Annotated in this window: 20 protein-coding genes and 2 pseudogenes; 12 read left to right on the top strand and 10 right to left on the bottom strand. The window is 63.5% G+C overall.

Going from position 1 to position 21,307, the window contains the following annotated elements; genetic code table 11:
• Positions 1–7: 7 nt before the first annotated feature.
• From AC0L3H_RS04540 to AC0L3H_RS04525, 4 genes are all read right to left on the bottom strand, one after another.
• A complete protein-coding gene (locus AC0L3H_RS04540) occupies positions 8–1,390 on the bottom strand; it encodes an aspartate aminotransferase family protein (RefSeq protein ID WP_473584651.1) in 1,383 nt (460 codons plus the stop codon).
• Positions 1,391–1,528: 138 nt separating this feature from the next.
• A complete protein-coding gene (locus tag AC0L3H_RS04535; RefSeq protein ID WP_473584650.1) occupies positions 1,529–2,503 on the bottom strand; it encodes a WD40 repeat domain-containing protein in 975 nt (324 codons plus the stop codon).
• A 259-nt stretch (positions 2,504–2,762) separates the two neighbouring features.
• Positions 2,763–3,806 (bottom strand): CobW family GTP-binding protein, encoded by a 1,044-nt coding sequence (locus AC0L3H_RS04530; protein ID WP_473584649.1) that lies wholly within the window; start codon positions 3,804–3,806, stop codon positions 2,763–2,765.
• 139 nt (positions 3,807–3,945) lie between these two features.
• On the bottom strand, positions 3,946–4,341 hold the full coding sequence (locus AC0L3H_RS04525; protein WP_473584648.1) for a hypothetical protein: 396 nt from the start codon (positions 4,339–4,341) through the stop codon (positions 3,946–3,948).
• On the opposite strand from AC0L3H_RS04525, the pseudogene AC0L3H_RS04520 reads away from it, so the two are divergent.
• The 3 genes and pseudogenes from AC0L3H_RS04520 to AC0L3H_RS04510 all read left to right on the top strand — a co-directional run.
• Positions 4,225–4,491, top strand: a pseudogene (locus AC0L3H_RS04520) (dioxygenase family protein); the annotation flags it as partial. The gene AC0L3H_RS04525 and the pseudogene AC0L3H_RS04520 overlap by 117 nt on opposite strands.
• Before the next feature lie 33 nt (positions 4,492–4,524).
• Positions 4,525–4,731: a hypothetical protein gene (locus tag AC0L3H_RS04515; protein ID WP_473584647.1), complete on the top strand. Its 207-nt coding sequence runs from the start codon at positions 4,525–4,527 to the stop codon at positions 4,729–4,731.
• Between the two features lie 220 nt (positions 4,732–4,951).
• On the top strand, positions 4,952–5,422 hold the full coding sequence (locus AC0L3H_RS04510; RefSeq protein WP_023796815.1) for a MarR family winged helix-turn-helix transcriptional regulator: 471 nt from the start codon (positions 4,952–4,954) through the stop codon (positions 5,420–5,422).
• A gap of 16 nt (positions 5,423–5,438) precedes the next feature.
• On the opposite strand, the gene AC0L3H_RS04505 is transcribed toward AC0L3H_RS04510, so the two are convergent.
• Positions 5,439–6,317 carry an AraC family transcriptional regulator gene (locus AC0L3H_RS04505; protein ID WP_473584646.1) on the bottom strand — a complete coding sequence of 293 codons (879 nt, stop codon included), beginning with the start codon at positions 6,315–6,317 and terminating at the stop codon, positions 5,439–5,441.
• Between the two features lie 26 nt (positions 6,318–6,343).
• On the opposite strand from AC0L3H_RS04505, the gene AC0L3H_RS04500 reads away from it, so the two are divergent.
• The 5 genes and pseudogenes from AC0L3H_RS04500 to AC0L3H_RS04480 all read left to right on the top strand — a co-directional run bounded on the left by AC0L3H_RS04500 (position 6,344) and on the right by AC0L3H_RS04480 (position 9,513).
• Complete coding sequence (locus AC0L3H_RS04500) at positions 6,344–6,751, top strand: DUF2000 family protein (protein WP_473584645.1); 408 nt, start codon at positions 6,344–6,346, stop codon at positions 6,749–6,751.
• Positions 6,752–6,801: 50 nt separating this feature from the next.
• Positions 6,802–6,909, top strand: a pseudogene (locus tag AC0L3H_RS04495) (EamA/RhaT family transporter); the annotation flags it as partial.
• A gap of 123 nt (positions 6,910–7,032) precedes the next feature.
• Positions 7,033–8,055, top strand: coding sequence for a LacI family DNA-binding transcriptional regulator (locus tag AC0L3H_RS04490; RefSeq protein WP_077375012.1), 1,023 nt, complete (start codon positions 7,033–7,035; stop codon positions 8,053–8,055).
• Entirely contained in the window at positions 8,052–9,035 is a 984-nt protein-coding gene (locus AC0L3H_RS04485) for a 2-hydroxyacid dehydrogenase (RefSeq protein ID WP_128168384.1), read from the top strand. Before AC0L3H_RS04490 ends, AC0L3H_RS04485 begins: the two co-directional genes overlap by 4 nt.
• Before the next feature lie 82 nt (positions 9,036–9,117).
• The gene (locus tag AC0L3H_RS04480; protein ID WP_027151474.1) at positions 9,118–9,513 is read left to right on the top strand and encodes a hypothetical protein; all 396 of its coding nucleotides are present in this window, start codon (positions 9,118–9,120) and stop codon (positions 9,511–9,513) included.
• Positions 9,514–9,530: 17 nt separating this feature from the next.
• Here the strand turns inward: AC0L3H_RS04480 and AC0L3H_RS04475 are convergent, their stop codons facing one another.
• Positions 9,531–10,304 carry a gamma-glutamyl-gamma-aminobutyrate hydrolase family protein gene (locus AC0L3H_RS04475; protein ID WP_473584644.1) on the bottom strand — a complete coding sequence of 258 codons (774 nt, stop codon included), beginning with the start codon at positions 10,302–10,304 and terminating at the stop codon, positions 9,531–9,533.
• Positions 10,305–10,592: 288 nt separating this feature from the next.
• Between AC0L3H_RS04475 and AC0L3H_RS04470 the strand changes: the two genes are divergently transcribed.
• Positions 10,593–11,702: a TRAP transporter substrate-binding protein gene (locus AC0L3H_RS04470; protein ID WP_473584643.1), complete on the top strand. Its 1,110-nt coding sequence runs from the start codon at positions 10,593–10,595 to the stop codon at positions 11,700–11,702.
• Between the two features lie 60 nt (positions 11,703–11,762).
• On the opposite strand, the gene AC0L3H_RS04465 is transcribed toward AC0L3H_RS04470, so the two are convergent.
• From AC0L3H_RS04465 to AC0L3H_RS04450, 4 genes are all read right to left on the bottom strand, one after another.
• The gene (locus AC0L3H_RS04465; RefSeq protein WP_473584642.1) at positions 11,763–12,785 is read right to left on the bottom strand and encodes a zinc-dependent alcohol dehydrogenase family protein; all 1,023 of its coding nucleotides are present in this window, start codon (positions 12,783–12,785) and stop codon (positions 11,763–11,765) included.
• A gap of 19 nt (positions 12,786–12,804) precedes the next feature.
• Positions 12,805–14,574, bottom strand: coding sequence for a TRAP transporter large permease (locus AC0L3H_RS04460; protein ID WP_473584851.1), 1,770 nt, complete (start codon positions 14,572–14,574; stop codon positions 12,805–12,807).
• The gene (locus tag AC0L3H_RS04455) at positions 14,574–15,158 is read right to left on the bottom strand and encodes a TRAP transporter small permease subunit (RefSeq protein ID WP_287239047.1); all 585 of its coding nucleotides are present in this window, start codon (positions 15,156–15,158) and stop codon (positions 14,574–14,576) included. The genes AC0L3H_RS04460 and AC0L3H_RS04455 overlap by 1 nt, the downstream gene beginning before the upstream one ends.
• A 274-nt stretch (positions 15,159–15,432) precedes the next feature.
• Entirely contained in the window at positions 15,433–16,338 is a 906-nt protein-coding gene (locus AC0L3H_RS04450) for a branched-chain amino acid ABC transporter permease (protein WP_473584641.1), read from the bottom strand.
• A gap of 100 nt (positions 16,339–16,438) precedes the next feature.
• Between AC0L3H_RS04450 and AC0L3H_RS04445 the strand changes: the two genes are divergently transcribed.
• From AC0L3H_RS04445 to AC0L3H_RS04435, 3 genes are all read left to right on the top strand, one after another.
• Positions 16,439–17,047, top strand: a complete 609-nt coding sequence (locus tag AC0L3H_RS04445) for a CGNR zinc finger domain-containing protein (protein ID WP_473495385.1) — start codon at positions 16,439–16,441, stop codon at positions 17,045–17,047.
• Entirely contained in the window at positions 17,040–17,579 is a 540-nt protein-coding gene (locus AC0L3H_RS04440; RefSeq protein ID WP_287192321.1) for a hypothetical protein, read from the top strand. Before AC0L3H_RS04445 ends, AC0L3H_RS04440 begins: the two co-directional genes overlap by 8 nt.
• A gap of 220 nt (positions 17,580–17,799) precedes the next feature.
• A complete protein-coding gene (locus tag AC0L3H_RS04435; RefSeq protein ID WP_473584640.1) occupies positions 17,800–21,279 on the top strand; it encodes an indolepyruvate ferredoxin oxidoreductase family protein in 3,480 nt (1,159 codons plus the stop codon).
• Positions 21,280–21,307 lie beyond the last annotated feature (28 nt).

The following is a 21,307-nucleotide window of genomic DNA, read 5'->3' as shown; positions in this document are numbered from 1 at the left end:
GCTTGTCTCATGCCGCGAGCCTTGCCGCAACCGCGCCGAAGGCGGTGATCAGGCGGTTCACTTGGGCAGCGCTGGTCGCCGGCGAGATCAGCATCATGTTGTGGAACGGCGCGATCAGCACGCCGCGATTGACCAGCGCGACATGGACAGCCGCTTCGAGCGCCGGTGCGTGCGCTGCTTCCGCCTCGCCGCCATTCCTCAGCGGGCCGGGTGCGCAGATGAACTCGACGCGGGCGCCGACTCGGGCAACATGCCAAGGCAGGCGGTAACGGTCGATGACGGCGGTCAGCCCGGCGTCGAGCCGCCGCGCCAGATGGTCCATATGGCTATAGTTCTCGTCGGTCATCACCTCTTCGAGCGTGGCGCGCATCGCTGCGAACTGCAGCGGATTGGCCGAGAGCGTCGTGCCCATGCCGGAATAGCCTGGTTCCTTGGTCCTGACATAGTCGGCATAGCGGGCGGCGACGCCATCGCTCATGCCCCAGATGCTGGCTGGCACGCCGCCGGCGATTGGCTTGCCGAGTACGAACAGGTCCGGCTCCAGGAAGTGTTTCCTGGTGTAGCCGCCGGGGCCGGTCGAGATCGTGTGCGTCTCGTCGATCAGAAGCAGGGTGCCAGCGGCGCGGGTGAGACGCCGCAGCGCGTTGTGGAAGCCGGGATCGGGCAGCACCATGCAGGAATTGGTCAGCACCGGCTCGGTGACGACACAGGCGATTTGCTGGTCCCGGAGTGCTGTCTCAAGCGCCGGCACATCGTTGAACTCGACGACATCGGTCGCCCGGGTCAGGTCGCGGAATTCGCCGGCCAGTCCTGGCCGGTTGGCCGGTCTGCCGTCGACCAGGCGCACCATCGTCTCGTCGACCGAGCCGTGATAGCAGCCGTTGAAGACCAGGATCTTGCCCCGGCCGGTGATGGCGCGGGCGACGCGCAGCGCGAAGCGGTTGGCATCGGTCGCCGTTGTCGCAATCTGCCAGAACGGCAGGCCGAAGTGCTGTTGCAGCAGCGGGCCGATGGCGAGTGCATCTTCCGAAGGCAGCATGTAGGTCAGGCCGCGTCCGGCCTGCCTACGGATGGCGTGGGCGACCGGCGGCGGCGAGTGGCCGAACATCGAGCCGGTGTCGCCGAGGCAGAAATCATCGAGCCGATTGCCGTCGATGTCAGTGATAGTGGCGCCTCTGGCGCTGTCGACCATTATCGGGAACGGCGTCGGCCAGTCGTTCATCCAGTGCATCGGCACGCCGCCGAAGAAACCCGACAGGCCGTTGCCGACCTTGGCTGCCGATTTCGGCCTTGCCTTGCGGAAGGCTTCGGCCTCGGTCTCGCGCAGATCCGCGATGCGAGCAGTGCTGATGCCACCGATCGCCGTCTTTGAATCGTCGATTGGATGCATGAAGAGCCCTCGAATAGGGAGTAGTGGAATAGGGGAATAGGGGAATAGCCTAACTGCTTTGCTGCCCTACTGCCCTACTCCCTTACTCCCTTACTCCCTTACTCCCTTACTCCCTTACTCCCTTACTCCCCTACTCCCCTATGCCGAAACATCGATGACGCCGCAGTCGCCGGCGGCGCTGCCGAAGGCGACGCGGCGTTCCTCCTTGTCCCACATCATCGAGGTAATGGCGCCCTTGCCCGGTCGGCGCAGAAGCACCTCCTTGGCGTCCGCGAAACGCACCGCCATCACCATGCCGTCGTCATAGCCGACGGCGACGACTTCCTGGCTCGGATGGCAGGCGACCGAGGTCACCATGGCGTTGCCGCGCGTGCCGAGTTCCAGCGGCGCCTTGCCCATCGGCCCGTCCTTGCCCGAAAACGGCCAGACGATCGCCGCCGGGGCTCCGGAACTGGCTAGCCATTTTCCCTTGGGCGCCCATGACAGGCTTTTGACTTTGCCGGGATAGCCGCTCATCCGCATGTGCTTGCCATCGGCGAGCTTCCAGCCATGCAGAGCGTTCTCCTGCATGGTGGTGACGAGGAAGGCGCCATCCGGCGAGAAGGTGATGCCGGTATGGGCGCCGGCCCATTCCAGCTCGACCGGCTTGCCGTTCGCCGCCGGGAAATGCAGCGTCGCGCCATTGTAGCGGGCGACGCCGAAGCGCATCCCCTTGGGCGAGAACGCCAGCCCCTCAACCGAACGCGGATGCAGGAATTCCTTGGTCTTGCCGTCGGAGAAACGCACGAAGGCGATCTTGCCCGAGGCATAGGCGATGGCGCCCTGTGGTCCGGCGGCAACGCTGGTGATCCATTTCTTCCCCGCGCTTGCCAATTCTGCCGCATTGCCGCCGGCGGTAACGGAAAAAATCTTGCCGTCCTCGCCGCCGGTGATCAGCCGGTCGTTGGCCGCATCGTGGAAGGCGGCGAGAAGCCCGTCATTGGCCTGCGCCGTCTTGTGGCCATGGTCCAGCCGATGGATTGTACCGTCGGCCAGTGCGAAATGCGGCACGTCGCCAAGGAAAACGGCGGCGATGCAATGTCCCTGGAGATCAAGCGGGGCGACGGTGGGCATGGGAGATTCCATTCGAGATTTCGGCTGGTCGTCTACCTCCGCGCGAGAGCCGCCAGCGCGGGTAAGTGGCAGCTCTCCTTCTCCCCTTGTGGGAGAAGGTGGATTGGCGCGCAGCGCCAAGACGGTTGAGGGGTGCTGGACGGAGTGCCGTCGTTGCCAAGCTGGAACACCCCTCATCCGACCGAGCTTCGCTCGGCCACCTTCTCCCACAAGGGGAGAAGGAAAGAAGGTGCAGCGCTAGCGTTATAGAGCCTGAAAATCAAGCGGCCTGGCAGGCATCAAAACTCTTCTTCAGCCGCTCGGCGTCGAGTTCGCGGCCGATGAAGACCAGCCGGCTCTCGTGCTTCTCGCCGTCCTTCCAGGCGCGCTGGTGGTCGCCCTCGATGATCATGTGCACGCCCTGAATGACGTAGCGCTCGTCATCGCCTTTAAGCGCGATGATCCCTTTCAGACGCAGGATGTTAGGGCCTTCCATCTGGGTGATCTTCTCGATCCAGGGGAAGAATTTTTTCGGGTCCATCTCGCCGCCCCGCAGAGACACCGACTGCACCGTCACGTCATGGATATCGGACGGGTGCGCGTGATCATGGTGATGATGCCCGTCATGATCGTGATGATCATGGTCATGATGGTCGTGGTCGTCACGCGCCTCGAGGAAATGCGGATCGTTCTCCAGCGCCCGGGAAAGGTCGAAGGCGCCGCGGTCGAGCACCTCGGACAGCGCCAGGCCGGCGCGCGTGGTGCGATGGATCCGGGCCGCCGGGTTGATCGCGCGGATCGTCGCCTCGACCTTGCTCAGTTCCTCCGGCGTGACGAGATCGGTCTTGTTGAGCACGACGACATCGGCAAAGGCGATCTGGTCCTCGGCTTCGCGGGAATCCTTCAGCCGCAACGGCAGGTGCTTGGCGTCGACCAGCGCCACCACCGCGTCGAGCCTGGTCTTGGAGCGCACGTCGTCGTCCATGAAGAAGGTCTGCGCCACCGGCACCGGATCGGCGAGGCCGGTCGTCTCGATCACGATGGCGTCGAAGCGGCCTGGCCGGCGCATCAAGCCCTCGACGACGCGGATCAGGTCGCCGCGCACCGTGCAGCAGACGCAACCATTGTTCATCTCGTAGATTTCCTCGTCGGATTCCACGATCAACTCGTTGTCGATGCCGATCTCACCGAACTCATTGACGATGACGGCGTAGCGCTTGCCGTGGCTTTCCGAAAGGATGCGGTTTAGCAGCGTCGTCTTGCCGGCGCCAAGATAGCCGGTGAGAACGGTTACGGGGATTTGTATCGTCTGTGCATCGCTCATGTTGGGCCTCGAAAAGGATTGTTGGCTCCATATAGGATGCACGCCATGCTTTTGCACGTGGCAACCGATGGGCCAAACAGGTCGCCAACATTGCGGGGTTTTCCCAACATTGCTGGGTTTTCATTGGCGTTGGCTGGTCTCACTGACTAGATAAGACCAAGCCAGCTTCCTCGACAGAAACCAAAAAGAGGCGCCGGATGTCCGACAAACCGTCCTCCTTGCCGTTGAGCCGGCGCCAGGCGCTTGGCCTCATTGCCGTTAGCGCGGGCGGCGGTGTCTGCCGGGCATCGCGCTGGCGCAGCAGGCCTCGCCCTATGCCGGGCTTGCCCTGTTCGATAGCGGCGCCGGCGTCTGCGCGATCACACCGGAAGCGACCGAGGGCCCGTTCTATTTCGACCCGAAGCTCGAACGCGCCGATATCACCGAAGGCAAAGCGGGCATTGCCCTCAACCTGCGGCTGCAGGTCATCGACGCAGGCTGCCGGCCGCTTGCCGGCGCGCGGGTCGATATCTGGCATTGCGACGCGCAAGGCCATTATTCAGGCTATCCGGGACAAGGCGACGGCCAGGATGTCGATACGTCAGGCCAGAGTTTTCTGCGCGGTTGGCAAAAGACCGATGACAGCGGCATCGTCTCGTTCGCCACCATCTATCCCGGCTGGTATCGCGGCCGCACCACCCACATCCATTTCAAAGTCTTCCCCAACGACAATTCGGTGATGACCGGCCAGCTGTTTTTCCCCGACGGCCTGAGCGAACAGATATTCACTACTGTCGCGCCCTACACCGACCGGTCCGGCAAGCGGGATACGTCGAACGCCAGGGACGGTATCGCGCGGCGCGCCGGGCCGCTTTCGCAGGTGGCGCTGCGTGAGGTGGCGGACGCCTACCAGGCCCTGATGATCGTCGCGGTGAGGGCTGATTGAGTCCCGCACCGGGTGTGCGGCGCTCCTGCCGAACCCGTCCACCTCAGCTGAAAAGTCGTTTGTCATCTAACTGAAATAAACATCTGGCATTAGCCTCGGCGGACACCGCATTGCTTGCCGGCAAAGCTGTTTTGCAAAGCCGGATCTTTTTTGATCGTCATTGCCAACCGGGCGGCTGCCTCTATGCTGTCCACACCGGTTCGGCCGAAGAGGGATAGCCATGGCCAAGGCGGACAAGACTGCGACAATGAGCCGGCTGCATTCGGCGGCGCGGCTGGCGCGTACGGCACTCGCCGCGCGGCTTTTGGCGCACGGCTTCTATGCCGGCCAGGACCAGATCATGCTGGCGCTCGACCGTGAGGACGGGCAGACGCCCGGCAATCTTGCTGGTCGCCTCGGTGTTCGCCCGCCGACCATCACCAAGACCATCAACCGGCTGCAGGCGCAGGGCTTTCTGGAAAAACGCGCTTCTTCCGCCGATGCCCGCCAGGCCCATATCTTTCTGACCGACACTGGCCGCGAAATCATTCATGCCATCGAGAAATCGGTGAAGAAGACCGAGAAGCAGGCGCTGAAGGGGCTCGATAAAAAGGACCAGAAGGCGCTGTTCAAGCTGCTCGCCCGCGTTGAGGCGAACCTCTCGAACGGAGAGATGGTTCTCGTCGATGACGAGATCGACGCCGACGAATGATCCGCGGCTGACGCCATCAGGCAGCGGCTGCTGACGATCCATGCACCAATGCCGACCAGCGGCCCGGCGTGACACCGAACGCCTTCTTGAAGTGCCTGCTGAAATGACTTTGGTCGTTGAAACCGGCCGCTATTGCGATCTGCGCCAATGACTCGCTCGCCTCGATCATGCGGCGTGCTCGTTGAAGCCGGCGCATCAAGAGAAAGCGGTGCGGACTGGTGGAGAAAGCGGCAGGGAAATGCCGCGACAGGGCGTAGCGATCGAGCCCGGTGATCGCCTCCAGCTCCTCGGAACGGACGGTACGGAAAACATTTTCTTCCAGATAGTCGCGTGCCAGGCTGACAGCCCGCCACGCTGTCCTTGGGATCGGTTTCGCCGGCAGGCCTGAATGCCGTGCCAGGCTTTGCATCAATTGCGCAACGAAGTCGGCGACAAACAGATCGTCCAGCTTCTGGTCCAACGGCCCCAGCGCCGAAAGCAGCCGCGTGCGGAAAACAGGATCCGTCACCACGGCATTCCTGACGAAAGGCAGCGATGCGCCTGTCTGATCGAGGCAGTCCAGCACGATGGACGGCTCCAGATAAAGTATCCTGTAACGCAAACCGTCTTCAGTGCCGGCGCCACCATCGTGCAATTCGTCGGGATGGAGCACGATAATCTGGCCGGGCAGGCTGTGATGCGTCGCGCCGCGATACCGGAAAGTCTGGACGCCATGCAGCGTCACGCCGATGGCGTAGGTATCGTGACGATGGAGATCGAAGGCGCTGCCGTGGAACCGGGCCTCGATACGCTCCATTCCGACGCAATCGGGCGCCGAGATGACGCAGTTCTCAGCCGCGTCAACGCACAAACGTCCAAGACCCTGAAAGGCCTCGCCATCTAGACCGTGTGACATCGCAAACCTCGAATGGCAATTGTCTCATGTTCGACACGAAATTTGCAATCGTGCTGCAGGACGACCTTCCCGTCTGGCAAAAGCTCAACGTAACCGCGTTCCTGACCAGCGGCATCGTCGCGCAGTATAGCGACATCGTCGGCGAACCCTATCGCGACCGCGCCGGCAATATCTACAATCCGCTCTCGATCCAGCCGATCATCGTGCTTTCGGCCGATCGCTCGACGCTCAGTGCGATCCACCGGCGGGCGCTGGAGCGCGGTGTGACGACCTCGCTCTACGTCGACGAAATGTTTTCGACCGGCCACGACGCGGCGAACCGCGCCGTCTTTGCCGAGTTCGCACCCGACGATGCCAAGGTCGTCGGAATCGCGCTGCGCGCCGAAAGGAAGCTTGTCGACAAGATCACCAAGGGTGCCCGCATGCATCCCTGATGCATATCGACACTGGTTCATCCTGTTGACGCTCGGTGTCTTCGGTGCTCGTCATCGTCGCCAGCGGCTTTTATATCGTTCATCGCGAGCACCGGCTTCGCGTGCGCAACCGCGCTGCCCTCGACGTCGAGGTGGATGCGCTGGCAAAAAAACTTTGATTTGTTTCGGAAGGGTGGCATAAGGCCGCATTTAAACTGTTTAGACCATGATCCCGAAAACGGGCATCCGGTTTTCGCTGGAGATCATGGATCAGCTCTGGATCGTCGGGGGAGCGCAAGGCGCTGGCACAGAAGATCAAGCTTTCGACGATCGCGGATGCGCTCGGTGTGTCCACGGCCACGGTCTCGCTGGCCCTGCGCGACAGCCCGCTGGTTGCTGGAATCACCCGCGACCGCATCAAGGAACATGCCCGCGCCATCGGCTATATCTACAATCGCCGCGCCGCCAGCCTGCGCACCTCGCGTTCGGGCATCGTCGGCGTCGTCGTCCACGACATCATGAATCCCTTTTTCGCCGAGATCCTACGCTCGATCGAAAGCGAGCTCGACCGCAGCCGGCAGACCTTCATCCTGTCGAACCATTACGACCAGCTCGAAAAGCAGCGCACCTTCATAGACACGCTTCTGCAGCTTGGCGCCGACGGCGTCATCATGTCGCCGGCCATCGGCACGCCGCCCGAAGACATCTTCATGGCCGAGGAAAACGGCCTGCCGGCGGTGCTGATCGCACGCACGGTCGAAGGCGCTGACGTGCCGGTGTTTCGTGGCGACGACGCCTATGGCACCGGGCTAGCCACCAACCATCTGATCTCGCTCGGCCATAAACGCATCGCCATGATCGGCGGCACCGACCAGACCTCGACCGGCCGCGACCGCTACCAGGGCTATCTCAACGCCATGGAGGCGGCAGGGCTGGAGGTCAGGCCGTCCTGGCGCATCCCCGGCCCGCGCACCAAACAGGCTGGCTTCGAGGCCGCCGGGCAGTTCCTGGCGCTGAAGGACAAGCCGACCGCGGCCTGCTGCTGGAACGACCTCGTCGCCATCGGCCTGATGAACGGCATTGCACGCGCCGGACTGGTGCCGGGCATTGACATATCCGTGACCGGCTACGACGATCTCGAGGAAGCGGCGATCGCGACGCCGGCGCTGACCACCGTGTGGAATGGCCAGCGTGAAGTCGGCCGCCGCGCCGCCAGCGCGCTGCTCGACAAGCTCAATGGGCAGATGGTGCGACCGTCGCAGGAACTCATCAAGCCGGAACTGCATGTGCGCCAGTCGACCGGCAAACCAGTGGAACGTGCATGACAAAAGCCGAACAGCAGCAAGCAGTCGCCATTCTGGTGCCGGGCCAATTCAACGACCACGCGGTCGGCCGCATCGACCGGACGTTCAGCCGTGCCTGGATCGAACGGCCTGATGCGTCGCTGGTCACCGACGAGATGCGCCGGACGGTGCGCGGCATTGCCGCCTTTGGCGGGATCAACGCAGCCCTCATCGACGCGCTGCCGAATCTCGAGATCATCGCCAATTTCGGCGTCGGCTATGATTCGGTCGATGCCCGTCACGCAGCGCAGCGCGGCGTCATGGTCACCAACACGCCGGATGTGCTGACCGAGGAGGTCGCCGATACGGCGATCGGGCTTTTGATCAACACCGTCCGTGAGCTGCCGCGCGCCGAGACCTGGCTGCGCGACGGCAGTTGGGCACGCAATGGCAACTATCCGCTAAGTCGGCTGACCTTGCGCGGCCGTCGTGTCGGTATTTTCGGCATGGGCCGCATCGGTCTCGCCATTGCGCGCCGGCTGGAGGCCTTTGGGTTGCCGATCGCCTATCACAACCGGCGCCAGGTCGAAGGTTTGCCCTACGAATACCACGGCACGCTGAAGGGCCTTGCCGAGGCGGTCGATACGCTGATCTCGGTGGCGCCCGGCGGCGCCTCGACGGAAAAAGCGGTCAACGCCGAGATCCTGTCGGCGCTCGGCCCGAATGGCGTCTTCGTCAACATCGGTCGCGGCAGCACGGTCGACGAGGCAGCACTTGCCGCGGCGCTTGCCGGCGACACCATCGCCGCTGCCGGGCTCGATGTCTTCGCCGACGAGCCGAACGTGCCGCCGGCGCTGCTCGCCGCCCCCAACACTTCACTTTTGCCGCATGTCGGCTCGGCTTCGGAACATACCCGCCGCGCCATGGCCGATCTGTGCGTCGACAATCTGATTTCCTGGTTTTCGAAAGGGAGGGCGTTGACGCCGGTGCCGGAAACGGAAAAGCTCAAGGCGCGCAGCTGAGCGGCACGCTTTCCTATTTGTTAACCACGGTTTAACGCTTTGAAATCATCTTTATCTATCGCCAAACACCCGGAGAACGCAGATGAAAGCACTTGCTGCATTGATAGCGGTGGTCGCGCTGTTCGGCAGCGTTCAGCTGTTTCACAGCGGCGGAGGCGAAGGCCGCACAGCCGATGAGTCAGCGCAGTCGCCCGGCGACTACCGGCTGGTGGCCAATGGCGACGAAGCGTCCTGCGCGGTCAAGCGCGGCACTGAGGTTGCGCATGGCCTGTCGCTGTTGACAGTCACTGCGAATTGCCACCGGGTCTTGCCCGGCATCGAGCGCGCGAAATTCTGGCGCGAGCAGGATGACGGCACGGTCACCTTCAGCGCGAACGGCATCGACCCGATCGTCACTTTCGGCGTCGCCGATGGCGACGGTTATGAATCCTACGCACCAGCCCTGCCGCTGCTGTCGCTGGCGGCCAGCAGCGATTGACGTTGACGTCCGACGAACTATTCCGCGGCGGCCCACGCGCCGGATTTCGCCGCGGCGTGCAGGCGCACCGCGTCGCCGAAGGCGCGGAATATCCTTGCTGAGACGCTGTCCGACTTGACCCAGTATTCGGGATGCCACTGGACGCCGACGGCGAAAGCGCGGGCGTCGCGCACCGAAACCGCCTCGACCGTGCCGTCGCTGGCGACCGCCTCTATCTGCAGCTTCGGGCCGAGCCGGTCGATGGCCTGGCGGTGCACCGAATTGACCATGATGTCGCCTCCCCCGAACACGCCGGCGAGGCAGCTTCCGGACTTGATCGAAATGGTCTGGCGGATGGCGAAGCGTTCGTCCTGATTGTCGCTCGCCGGTGCCCGATGGTCCAGCGATCCCTCGCGCTCCTGGATTTCTGTGGCAAGCGTGCCGCCCAGCGCCACATTCATCTCCTGGATGCCGCGGCAGATGGCGAGCAGCGGCACGCCGCGCTCCACTGCCTTGCGGATCAGCGGCAGCGTCGTGGCGTCGCGGGCCGGATCGTAGGGGCCGTTGGCCTCGCTGGCATCGCCGCCGTAGTGCGAGGGATGAACATTGGACTTCGAGCCGGTGATCATGACGCCGTCGACCAATGACAGGAGTTCATCGAAATCGAGCCGGTCGCCGAAGGACGGCACCAGCACCGGGAACACGCCGGCCGCCGAAAGCGCCGCCTCCAGATATTGCTGCGGAGCGGCATGCCAGGTGTAGTTGTCGAACTGGCGGACGTCGGTCGATATGGCGACTAGCGGCTGCTGCATTTTTAATCCGGGTCCATTCAGTGCAAGGATTGTTCTGCCTTTAAAATAGGCGATCCGACGGCGCTTTGCCATGACAAGTTCGGCATCTCGCATGGGCCACGGAAGGGGCGTTAGACTTAAGTTGCAGGAGGCGTGTTCGCGCCCGCGTATTTCGCGAAAACGCCGCCGGCAAAACCGGCTCCCATGGCTGGACTCGACTTCTTGCCCGTGTATTGTCTGCCGCGAAGCCGATCCGGGGCACAGAGCATCTCCCGAACGTCGGTCTGTTGATCCAATAGGGAGGACTTCATGGATCGTCGATCATTCATCCGCAAGGCCGGTGTGACCGGTGTCGGCGTTGCGGCGGCTACGGCGGCGCTTGCCGCGCCGGCTATCGCCCAAAACAACCCGAAAGTGACATGGCGCCTGGCGTCGTCCTTCCCGAAGTCCCTCGATACGATCTATGGCGGCGCCGAGGTCTTTTCCAAGATGCTCTCAGAGGCGACCGACGGCAACTTCCAGGTGCAGGTCTTCGCTGCCGGTGAACTGGTGCCCGGCCTGCAGGTCGCGGATGCCACCACCGCCGGCACCGTCGAGGCCTGCCATACGGTGGCATATTATTATTGGGGCAAGGACCCGACCTGGGCTTTGGGTGCCGCGGTTCCGTTCTCGCTCAACGCGCGCGGCATCAATGCCTGGCACTACCACGGCGGCGGCATCGACCTGTTCAACGAGTTTCTCGCCACGCAGGGCCTTTTTGGCTTGCCGGGCGGCAACACCGGCGTGCAGATGGGCGGCTGGTTCCGCAAGGAAATCAACACCGTCGCCGACCTTTCGGGCCTCAAGATGCGCATCGGTGGCTTTGCCGGCAAAGTGGTGCAAAGGCTCGGCGTCGTGCCGCAGCAGATCGCCGGCGGCGACATCTATCCAGCGCTGGAAAAAGGCACAATCGACGCCGCCGAATGGGTCGGCCCTTATGACGATGAGAAGCTCGGCTTCTACAAGGTCGCTCCCAATTATTATTATCCTGGCTGGTGGGAAGGCGGGCCGACCGTCCATCTGATGTTCAACAAGGCGAAATACGAGGAGCTTTCGCCGGCCTACAAGGCGCTGGTGCGCACCGCCGCGCAGGCCGCCGACGCCAACATGCTGCAGAAATACGACTTTCTGAATCCGGCGGCCGTCAGGCGGCTGGTGTCAGCGGGCGCCAAATTGCGTCCGTTCAGCCCGGAAATCCTGGCAGCCTGCTTCGAAAAGGCAAACGAGGTCTATGCCGAGATGGAAGCCTCAAACGCGCCGTTCAAGAAGATATGGGACTCGATCAAGGCGTTCCGCAAGGAGCACTATCTCTGGGCGCAGGTGGCCGAGTACAATTACGATACCTTCATGATGGTCCAGCAGCGCTCCGCCAAACTCTGACGACAGTTCGGCGCCACGCGTTCTTCGGACGCGTGGCGCCGAAGCGCTTCTATTTGCTGATCAGCGCGGCAGCACCAGCACCTTGACCTCGCCTGGCGCAGGCGGATTGGCGATCACCGCAGCCGCCTCCTCAAGCGTCACCTGCCGGGAGATAAGCTTGTCGATCTCGATCGCACCCGAGGCGATGAGATCGGCAGCTCGGCGATGCGTAAACGGATTGAGGAAAGAGCCCAATATCCTCAATTCCCGGAACAACAGGTCGAAAGGTTCGAATTCTGCTTTCATGCCTTGAGGCATCACGCCGACAACGACAACCGTGCCACCGGCCCTGGCGAGCCGCATCGATTGCTCGACCGTCTCTCTTACGCCAGCACATTCGAACACCACATCGACGCCGCCCGGCATGAGGCCCGACGGACCGACGACCGTGTCGATGATATCGCAAGCGATTGGATCGACCGTTGCCGTCGCGCCCAATTCTTTGGCAAGGGCACGCCGCGAGGCCTGACGCGTCGACAGGATGATTGTCGTCGCGCCGGCAAGCCTCGCCAGTTGCACGGTGAGCAGGCCGATCACGCCGCCGCCCAGCACGGCGACCGAGGAGCCGGGTCTGACCTGCGCCAGGTCCACGCCATGCAGGCAGCAGCCAAGCGGCTCGCAAAACGCGCCATGCGTCGGCTTCAGGTCTTCCGGGAGGAAGAAGGCCTGCTTGTGAGGCAGCACGACATATTCGGCGAAGCCGCCGTCGCGGCGGATGCCGATGGCAACCAGATTTTGGCAAAGATTTACGCGACCGGCGTGGCAGTGCGGACAGCGCCCGCAGGCGATGTTGGGGTCGCCGGTGACGCGATCGCCGACCGAAAAGCCGGACACGGCGGTTCCAATCGCCTCGACGATCCCGGAGAATTCATGTCCGAGCGTCACCGGCGGCGCACAGGGAAATTCGCCATGGAAAAGATGCCGGTCAGTGCCGCAGACGCCGCATGCCTCGATCCGCACCAGGAGATCGTCCGGCCCGGCCACCGGCTTGTCGACCTCCCGAAGGGCGATGCTGCCGACGCCCTCCAGCCGCACCGCTTTCATGTCTGTAGAGCCTCCGGCGTCAATTGAAACTCGGTGGTTGCGACAGATCGGGCGCTGGCGCAGCCGGCTTGGCAGCCGGCGTTTCACCGAAATTCGGCGGCTGCGACAGATCCGGTGCAGGCGCAGTCGGCGCCGTGCCGCCATCCGCAGGCGGGACGCCGAGCGGCGACAGGCTCGGCGTTTCCGGCACCTGGTAGTCGATCGTGCCCGGGTCCGCTGCCGTGCCCTTGTAGTGCATCACCATTTGCGGGAAGGCGATGGTCAAGCCGATCATGATCACCTGGATGCAAACGAAGGGCACCGCCCCCCAATAGATCTGGCCGGTGGTTACCGGCGCGATCTTTTTGCCGGTGAGGCGATCGAGATAGGGCACCCGGGCGGCGACCGAACGCAGGTAGAACAGCGCGAAGCCGAATGGCGGGTGCATGAAGCTGGTCTGCATGTTGACGCCGAGCAGCACGCCGAACCAGATCAGGTCGATTCCGAGCTTGTCGGCGGCCGGCGCCAAGAGCGGCACGATGATGAAGGCGAGCTCGAAGAAATCGAGGAAGAAGGCGAGCAGGAAGACGAGGATGTTGACGCCGATCAGGAAACCGATCTCGCCGCCCGGCAGCGATGTCAGGAGGTGTTCGACCCAGATATGGCCGTTGACACCGTAGAAAGTGAGCGAGAACACGCGCGCGCCGATCAGGATGAACAGCACGAAGGAGGATAGCCGCGTCGTCGACGCCAGCGCCTGCTTGATCACGTCCAGCGACAGCCGCCCCTTCATCGCTGCCATGATCAGCGCGCCGACAGCGCCCATGGCGCCGCCTTCGGTCGGCGTGGCGATGCCGAGGAAGATGGTGCCCAACACCAGGAAGATGAGCGCCAGTGGCGGGATCAGCACGATGATCACCTGCTGCGCCAGCCGCGACATCATGTTGATCTTCAGGCGCTGGTCGGCGATTGCCACGACATAGATGAGGATCACGCCGATGGTGGCGCCGAGGATGTCGGCGTTTTGGCCCTGCGAGGGCGCCAGATAGCGATAGGCCGCGTAGGAAACCACGACTGCCGCCAGCACCGCGACCAGCAGCGACAGGACACCGTGGCCGAGGGTGCGGGCCTCCAGCGGCAGGGCCGGCATCGAGTTCGGCCGAATGATCGACATGACCACGATATACGTCGTGTAAAGGCCGGTCAGAACCATCCCCGGGATCAGCGCACCCGCATACATGTCGCCGACCGAGCGACCGAGCTGGTCGGCCAGAACGATCAGCACCAGCGAGGGCGGAATGATCTGGGCGAGCGTGCCCGACGCGGCAATGACGCCGGACGCCACTCGGCGGTCATAGCCGTAGCGCAGCATGATCGGCAGCGAGATCAGGCCCATGGCGATGACGGAGGCAGCCACCACGCCCGTGGTTGCGGCAAGCAGCGCGCCGACGAAGATCACGGCATAGGCGAGGCCACCGCGGATCGGTCCGAACAATTGGCCGATCGTGTCGAGAAGGTCCTCGGCCATGCCCGATCGTTCGAGCACGATGCCCATGAAAGTGAAGAACGGGATGGCCAGCAGCGTGTCGTTCGACATTACCCGGCTGCCGTAGAAATTATCCGGCAGCGCGTGCAGCAGCGGCCAGGCGAGATTGATCGATCCGCCCGAATAGGGTGACAGCACAACACCGATGAAGAAGAACAGCAGGCCGTTGGCGGCGAGTGAGAAGGCGACCGGGTAGCCGATCAGCAGGAAGATGACCAGCGAGGCGAACATGATCGGCGCCATGTTCTGGGCGATGAACTCGATCACGAGCGCACCTCTTCGGCGAGCGCCTTCGCTTCGAGCTCGGCCTGTTCATGCACCGATATGAACGGTGTGGGATCGTCCATGTCGCCGCGCATGATGGCGATCTTCTTGATGATCTCCGAGATGCCCTGCAGCGCAAGCAGGAAAAAGCCGGCCAGCAGAATCGCCTTCGCCGGCCAGATGATCAGCCCGCCGGAATTGTTCGACATTTCGCCGCTGTGAAACGACAGTGACACATAGGGGACGAAATAGATCACCATCAGCGTCACGAACGGCATCAGGAAGAAGAGATGGCCGAAAAGGTCGATCCAGTGCTGCACGCGGCGCGAGAACATGCCGTAGACGATGTCGATGCGGATATGGTCGTTCTGCTTAAGCGTGTAGGCAGCGGCCAGCATGAAGGCGGCGCCGAACAAATACCACTGCAATTCCAGCCACGCGTTCGACGACATGTCGAACGTCTTTCGGATGACTGCATTGGCGGCACTGACCAGGATTGCCAGCAGGATCAGCCACGACACCCATTTGCCGATGAACTCGTTCACACGGTCAATCGTTCTGGATAGAGTGAGAAGCCCTGCCATACATTCCTCCCTTTACGCTTCGGCCCGAAAATCGGTGTCGATTTTCGGAAAGCACGATGCGTGACTCAAAGTGTTAGCGACGCGCCGATTCCCGCTTGTTTTCCGCCGCTTCGATGTGGCCCAACGGTATGCCGTGCGTGGACCGGCGGGTCAACACAGGGCAGACCGAGTAAAACAATCTTGTGGCATGGGGAAGGGGCGAAACAGCCGCGGGAGGAATCATGCGCAAAAATCAAAGTGGCGTCTGCGACCAGCGCTACCCAGGTTGGCGCAGTCAGACGATCTTGCTCTGGTCTCGCCCGGCGCCGATCAGCACCAGCATGGCGACGAGGAACAGATACATCCAAGCGTCGCGCCACTCGACCGGGAAGTAGCCGGCCCACAGCGATTCGGCCATGCCGAAAGCGGCAGCGCCAAGTGCTGCCCGCGACGGCGAGAGATAGCCGCCCACCGCCGTCACGAACAGGATTTTCAGCCCATAGACCAGGCCGGAGCCGAAGCTGATGTTCCCATAGTAAAGGCCGGCGAGGACACCGGCCAGCGCCGCGCAAAGGCCGCCGGCGAGCACCGCGTGCCGAAACACCGCGCGCACGTTGACGCCGCACATGGCGGCGGCTTTGGCGTCGTCGGACACGGCGCGCCAGCGCCGGCCGAAACTCGAGCGGGCGAACGCCCAGGAGGCGAGCACAATGGTTGCCACGACGATCCCGCAGTCGAGCAATTGGATAAGCGTCAGGGTGGCATTGAAGTTGGCCCCGTTCGCAAAAACGATGGGCTGGGCCAGCATTGGCGGCAGCCACAGATCATGCGTGTCAGCGGCGATGCGGCTTGCCTCCGACAGCAGCAGCAATATGCCTAGCGTCGTCACCACGATCGCATTGGGCGTGCGGTCGGCCAGCGGCTCGAAGATGCTGCGCGACAGGACATGGCTGATCAGCCCCGCATACAGGAACGCCGCGACAATACCGAGCGCGACGGCCGCGAACAGGGTCAGCCACAGGGCCTGATAGCCGAAGGCCGCGGTGAGAATCATCGTCTGTCCGCAAAAGGCGAACAGCGCCCCATAGGCGAGGTTCGTCCGGTGCAGGATGCCGTTGGTCAGCACATAGCCGAAGGCGAGCAGGGCATAGAGCGCGCCGGAATGCAGCCCGTTCAGCACCTGCTGGAAGAAATAGAGCATGCCAATGTCCTTGGATCGCGGAGAACCGCGTCCGTGCGAAGCAGATTTGCATCGGCAATCTAACTTGTCAAACGCAGCTTATCGGTTAGAAATGGCGCCCATGACGGTTTCCTGGACCCCGCACCGCTTCACTGGCGGCCTTCTTGCGCTCGACACGGCGAACACCGTCGTGCTGCGCGGCGATCCCCGGAAAACCTTCGACCGGTTCAAGGATCCGGCGGAGATCGCCCGTTTCGCCGACGCGGCAAGCGTCTTTCGCGCCGCCGAGCTTGGCGGCAGGCGGCTCGAAGCGCCGTTCCCGGGCAGGATCGCGCCGGTCGTGCTGGCGATCCGCGAGACGACCGACCGGCTGTTTCGTCGTGCGGTGTCGAAGGGCGCGGTCACTACAGGCGATCTGCCTGGCTTCCTGAAGGCCTGCGCCGACGGTCTCGCGGACGGCCGCACCGAGATCGGTGCGCCGGGACGGCCGTTCGGCGAGCCGGCGACGCCCATCGCCTTCGAGGCGGCACTGGCGGTTTCCGCACTGTCGCTGCTGCAGGCTGACACCGTCGCAAGGCTGAGGATCTGCCCCAATTGCAGCTGGTTGTTTCTCGACCGAAGCCGCAATTCCAGCCGTCGTTGGTGCGACATGGCGGTGTGCGGCAACCGCCAGAAGGCAAGTCGCCACTATCGCCGCCGAACGGCAGCCAGAGGGACCGCCAATGTCTAGGAAAATCTTGCGCCTGATCGTTGTCGGCGCCATGCTCGTGGCCGCGGCAACGCTCGGCGCCTGCCGCGATACCGGCAAGGACGGCGAAGGCAGATTGTTCGAGATTTCCGGCAGGCTGGTCGTCTTCAATTATCGCCTCGCAAGGGCAACCTTTGTCGTCACGCTGAGACCGCTGCAGCCGATGGGAGAAGGACAGGCGGCGGTCGCCAGCTTCCAGAATCCAGCAGGCGGCGAGCCGCTGATCGTCGAACAGAAAGTCTGGCCGAAGCTCGGCAAGGTGTCGCTGGAGAGCCCGGCGCTTTCCTGCATCGTCAAGGACAAGCCCTATGCGATATCGATCAGCATCAAGGATGCCAACGGTGCAATCCTCCAGAAGATCGACACCACGCTGATGTCGACGCAGGACCAATCGGTCCTGCCCGACCGGCCGCTGGTCATCGATCAGCTCTATACGCCCAATCCAGAGCTTGCCGGCCATCCGGACGGCAAGCTGCCGGGCGCGCCCAAGCCCGACTGTTCGAAGGCCGGCTGACGCGACATCGCCGGTATCGGTCGCGGTCGGAATATTCTTGGCGCCGAGGGACCAATTGGTGCGCGTTTCTTACAGAATCGGGCGTGGACCGGATCGTTTGTTGCGCTTCGCCTGGCATCTTCGATTTTGTTTGACCTGCCCGGCAAGGGGAGAAACACTGCAGCCTCCAACTCCGACGTTGGCTGCGCTCGAACTGCGGCCTCCGCAGAGGAAATGCCTGATGACGCTGCATGATGTCGCGCTCGACGACAAGTTCGACCTGCGAAAGGAGCGCATCTTCCTTTCCGGCGCGCAGGCGGTCATCCGAATGCTTTTGATGCAGCGCGAGCGCGACCGCCGGGTTGGCCTGAACACCGCTGGCTTCGTCTCCGGCTATCGCGGCTCGCCGCTCGGCGGCCTCGACATGCAGCTTTGGAAGGCCAAGAAGCAGCTCGCCCAGTCGGACATCGTCTTCCAGCCCGGCCTCAACGAGGAACTCGCGGCCACCGCCTGCTGGGGATCGCAGCAGGCCGAATTGCTGGGCGAGGGCACGCATGACGGCGTCTTTTCGGTCTGGTACGGCAAGGGACCGGGCGTCGACCGCTCCGGCGACGTCTTCCGCCATGCCAATCTTGCCGGCTCGTCAAGACATGGCGGCGTGCTCGCCCTGATGGGCGACGACCACATGGCCGAATCCTCGACCAACGCGCACGCGACCGAGTTCCTGTTTGTCGACACCATGGTGCCGATCCTCAATCCGGCCGGGGTCCAGGAGATCATCGACTATGGGCTCTATGGCATTGCCATGTCGCGCTTCGCCGGCACCTGGGCGGCGATCAAATGCGTCAAGGACAACATCGAATCGACGGCTTCGGTCGATGCCGCGCTCGAACGGCTTGATATCGTCGTCCCGGACTTCGAGATGCCGCCCGGCGGCCTCAACATCCGCAACGAGATCGACATGCTCGGCCAGGAGGAGCGACTGCATGAATACAAACGCGCCGCCGCTTCGGCCTTTATCCACGCCAACGGGCTGAATCGGATCGTCTATTCCGGCGGCAGTGGCCCGAAGCTTGGCATCGTCACCGTCGGCAAGAGCTATCTCGACGTTCGCCAGGCGCTGGAAGACATCGGCGTCGACGAAGCCGCCGCCAACCGCATCGGTATCAGGCTGTTCAAGGTTGGCTGCCCGTGGCCGCTCGACCTGCAGCACATCGCCGACTTCGCTCGCGGACTCGAGACCATCGTCGTCGTCGAGGAGAAACGCTCGCTGATCGAGGTGCAACTGCGCGAGAACCTTTACGGCACCGCCATGCACCCGGTCATCGTCGGCAAGAGAGACGAGCGCGGCGACGGGCTGTTCCCGGCCAAGGGCGCGCTCGATCCCAACGACATCGCCATCGCGCTCGGCGAGAGAATCTTGCGGACGATCGGTCCGTCGGACGAGATCGCCGCGCGGGTGGCGAAACTTCGCCAGTTCCAGGCGATGCTCGCCGAGACAACAGACATTGCCTCGCGCACGCCCTTCTTCTGCTCCGGCTGTCCGCACAATTCCTCGACCAAGGTGCCCGACGGCTCGCTCGCCGCCGCTGGCATCGGCTGCCATTTCATGGCGCTGTGGATGGATCGCGACACCGTAGGTTTCACCGCCATGGGCGGTGAGGGCGCGCAATGGGTCGGCCAGGCGCCGTTCTCGAAGCGCGACCACATCTTCCAGAATCTCGGCGACGGCACCTACAACCACTCCGGCGCGCTGGCGATCCGCTTCGCGCTGTCGACCGACGCCAACATCACCTACAAGATCCTCTACAATGACGCCGTCGCCATGACCGGCGGCCAGCCGCACGAGGGTGGCCTGACCGTGGACATGATTGCCAGGCAGGTGCGGGCCGAGGGCGTCGGGCGGATCGCCATCGTCACCGACGAACCGGCCAAATATACCGGCAAGGTCGAATTCCCCGCCGGCGCCACCATCCATCACCGCGACGACCTCGACCTCGTGCAGCGCGAATTGCGCGCGGTCAGAGGCACATCCGTGCTGATCTACGACCAGACCTGCGCCGCCGAAAAGCGCCGCCGCCGCAAGCGCGGCACCTTCCCCGATCCCGACAAGCGCGTCTTCATCAACGAACTGGTCTGCGAAGGCTGCGGCGATTGTGGGGTGCAGTCGAATTGTGTGTCGATCCAGCCGGTCGAGACCGAATTCGGCCGCAAGCGCAAGATCGATCAGTCGAGCTGCAACAAGGATTTCTCCTGCATCAACGGCTTCTGTCCGTCCTTCGTCACCGTGCATGGCGCCAAGATCAGGAAGGCCGAGGGTATGGCCGGCACCACCGATCCGCTCGACGGCGTGCCCGCGCCCGCGGAATTCCCGCTCGGCGACCAAGGCTGGGCGGCGATCATCGACGGCGTCGGCGGCACCGGCGTCGTCACCATCGGCGCGGTGCTTGGCATGGCGGCTCATCTCGAAGACAAGGGCTGCGGCATGATCGACATGGCCGGCCTTGCCCAGAAGGGCGGCTCGGTGTTCACCCATGTCCGTATCGCGCGCAGCCCGGACGATATCCATGCCATCCGCGTTTCGGCCGGCAAGGCAGACCTTGTGCTTGGCTGCGACCTCGTCGTGTCGGGCGCCCAAAAGGTGCTCGCCGCGGTGCGCGAAGGCCACACGATCTTCCTCGCCAACACCGCGGAGATCATGCCCGGCGAGTTTACCCGGTCGGCCGATTTCTCGCTGCCCGTTGAGCGGCTGAAAAAGGCGATCCGCACTGCCGCCGGCGACGACAAGGCGCATTTTTTCGACGCCACCCGCACCGCCACCGCGCTGTTCGGCAGCTCGCTCGGCGCCAACATGTTCATGCTCGGCTTCGCCTTTCAGCATGGCGGCTTGCCGCTGTCTGCCGAGGCAGTCGAAAAGGCGATCGAGCTCAACGGCCAGTCGGTGGCGATGAACGTCTCAGCCTTCCGCTGGGGCCGCCGCGCCGCCCACCAGCCGGATTTCGTGCGCGCCCTCGTCGTCCAGCCGGGCACGGCTGCACAGAACACCGCTGTCGCCGAGACGCTCGATGACGTCATTGCCCGCCGCGTCGCCTTCCTCACCGCCTATCAGAACGCCGCTTATGGCAAGCGCTATGCCGACAGAGTGGCCGTGCTGCGCAAGGCCGAAGCCAGCGTGGCGCCCGATTCGACTGATGTGACCGAAGCCGCCGCGAGGAACCTGTTCAAGCTGATGGCGATCAAGGACGAATACGAGGTGGCAAGGCTCTACACCGATGGCTCCTTTGCCGCTGAACTGGGCAAGCAGTTCCAGAGCTACGACAAACTCGAATTCCATCTCGCGCCGCCGATCATGGCCAGGCGCGGCAAGGACGGCAAGCCGAGGAAGTCGAGCTTCGGTCCCTGGATGATGAAGGGGTTCCGCCTGCTGGCAGCGATGAAAGGCTTGCGCGGCACGGTCTTTGATGTGTTCGGCTACAGCTCCGAAAGGCGTATGGAACGGCAGCTTCTTGCGCAATACGAGGCCGACCTGGAGCTTGTCGCCGGCGCGCTGGTGCCAGGCAAGGTCGAGGCCGCGGCAGCGCTTGCCTCAGTGCCGGCGCTCATTCGCGGCTATGGTCACGTCAGGCGGGCCAGCGCCGAAAAGGCCGCCGGCGAGCGCCTGAGGCTGGTCGATCGCCTGGCGAAGACACCGGCTCGGCCGGAACTCCAGGCCGCCGAGTGATCGATGTCTTGTTTACCTGAAGGGTAGC

The organism is Mesorhizobium sp. WSM4816, from assembly GCF_055811535.1.
This window is presented reverse-complemented; position numbering and strand designations above follow the sequence as displayed.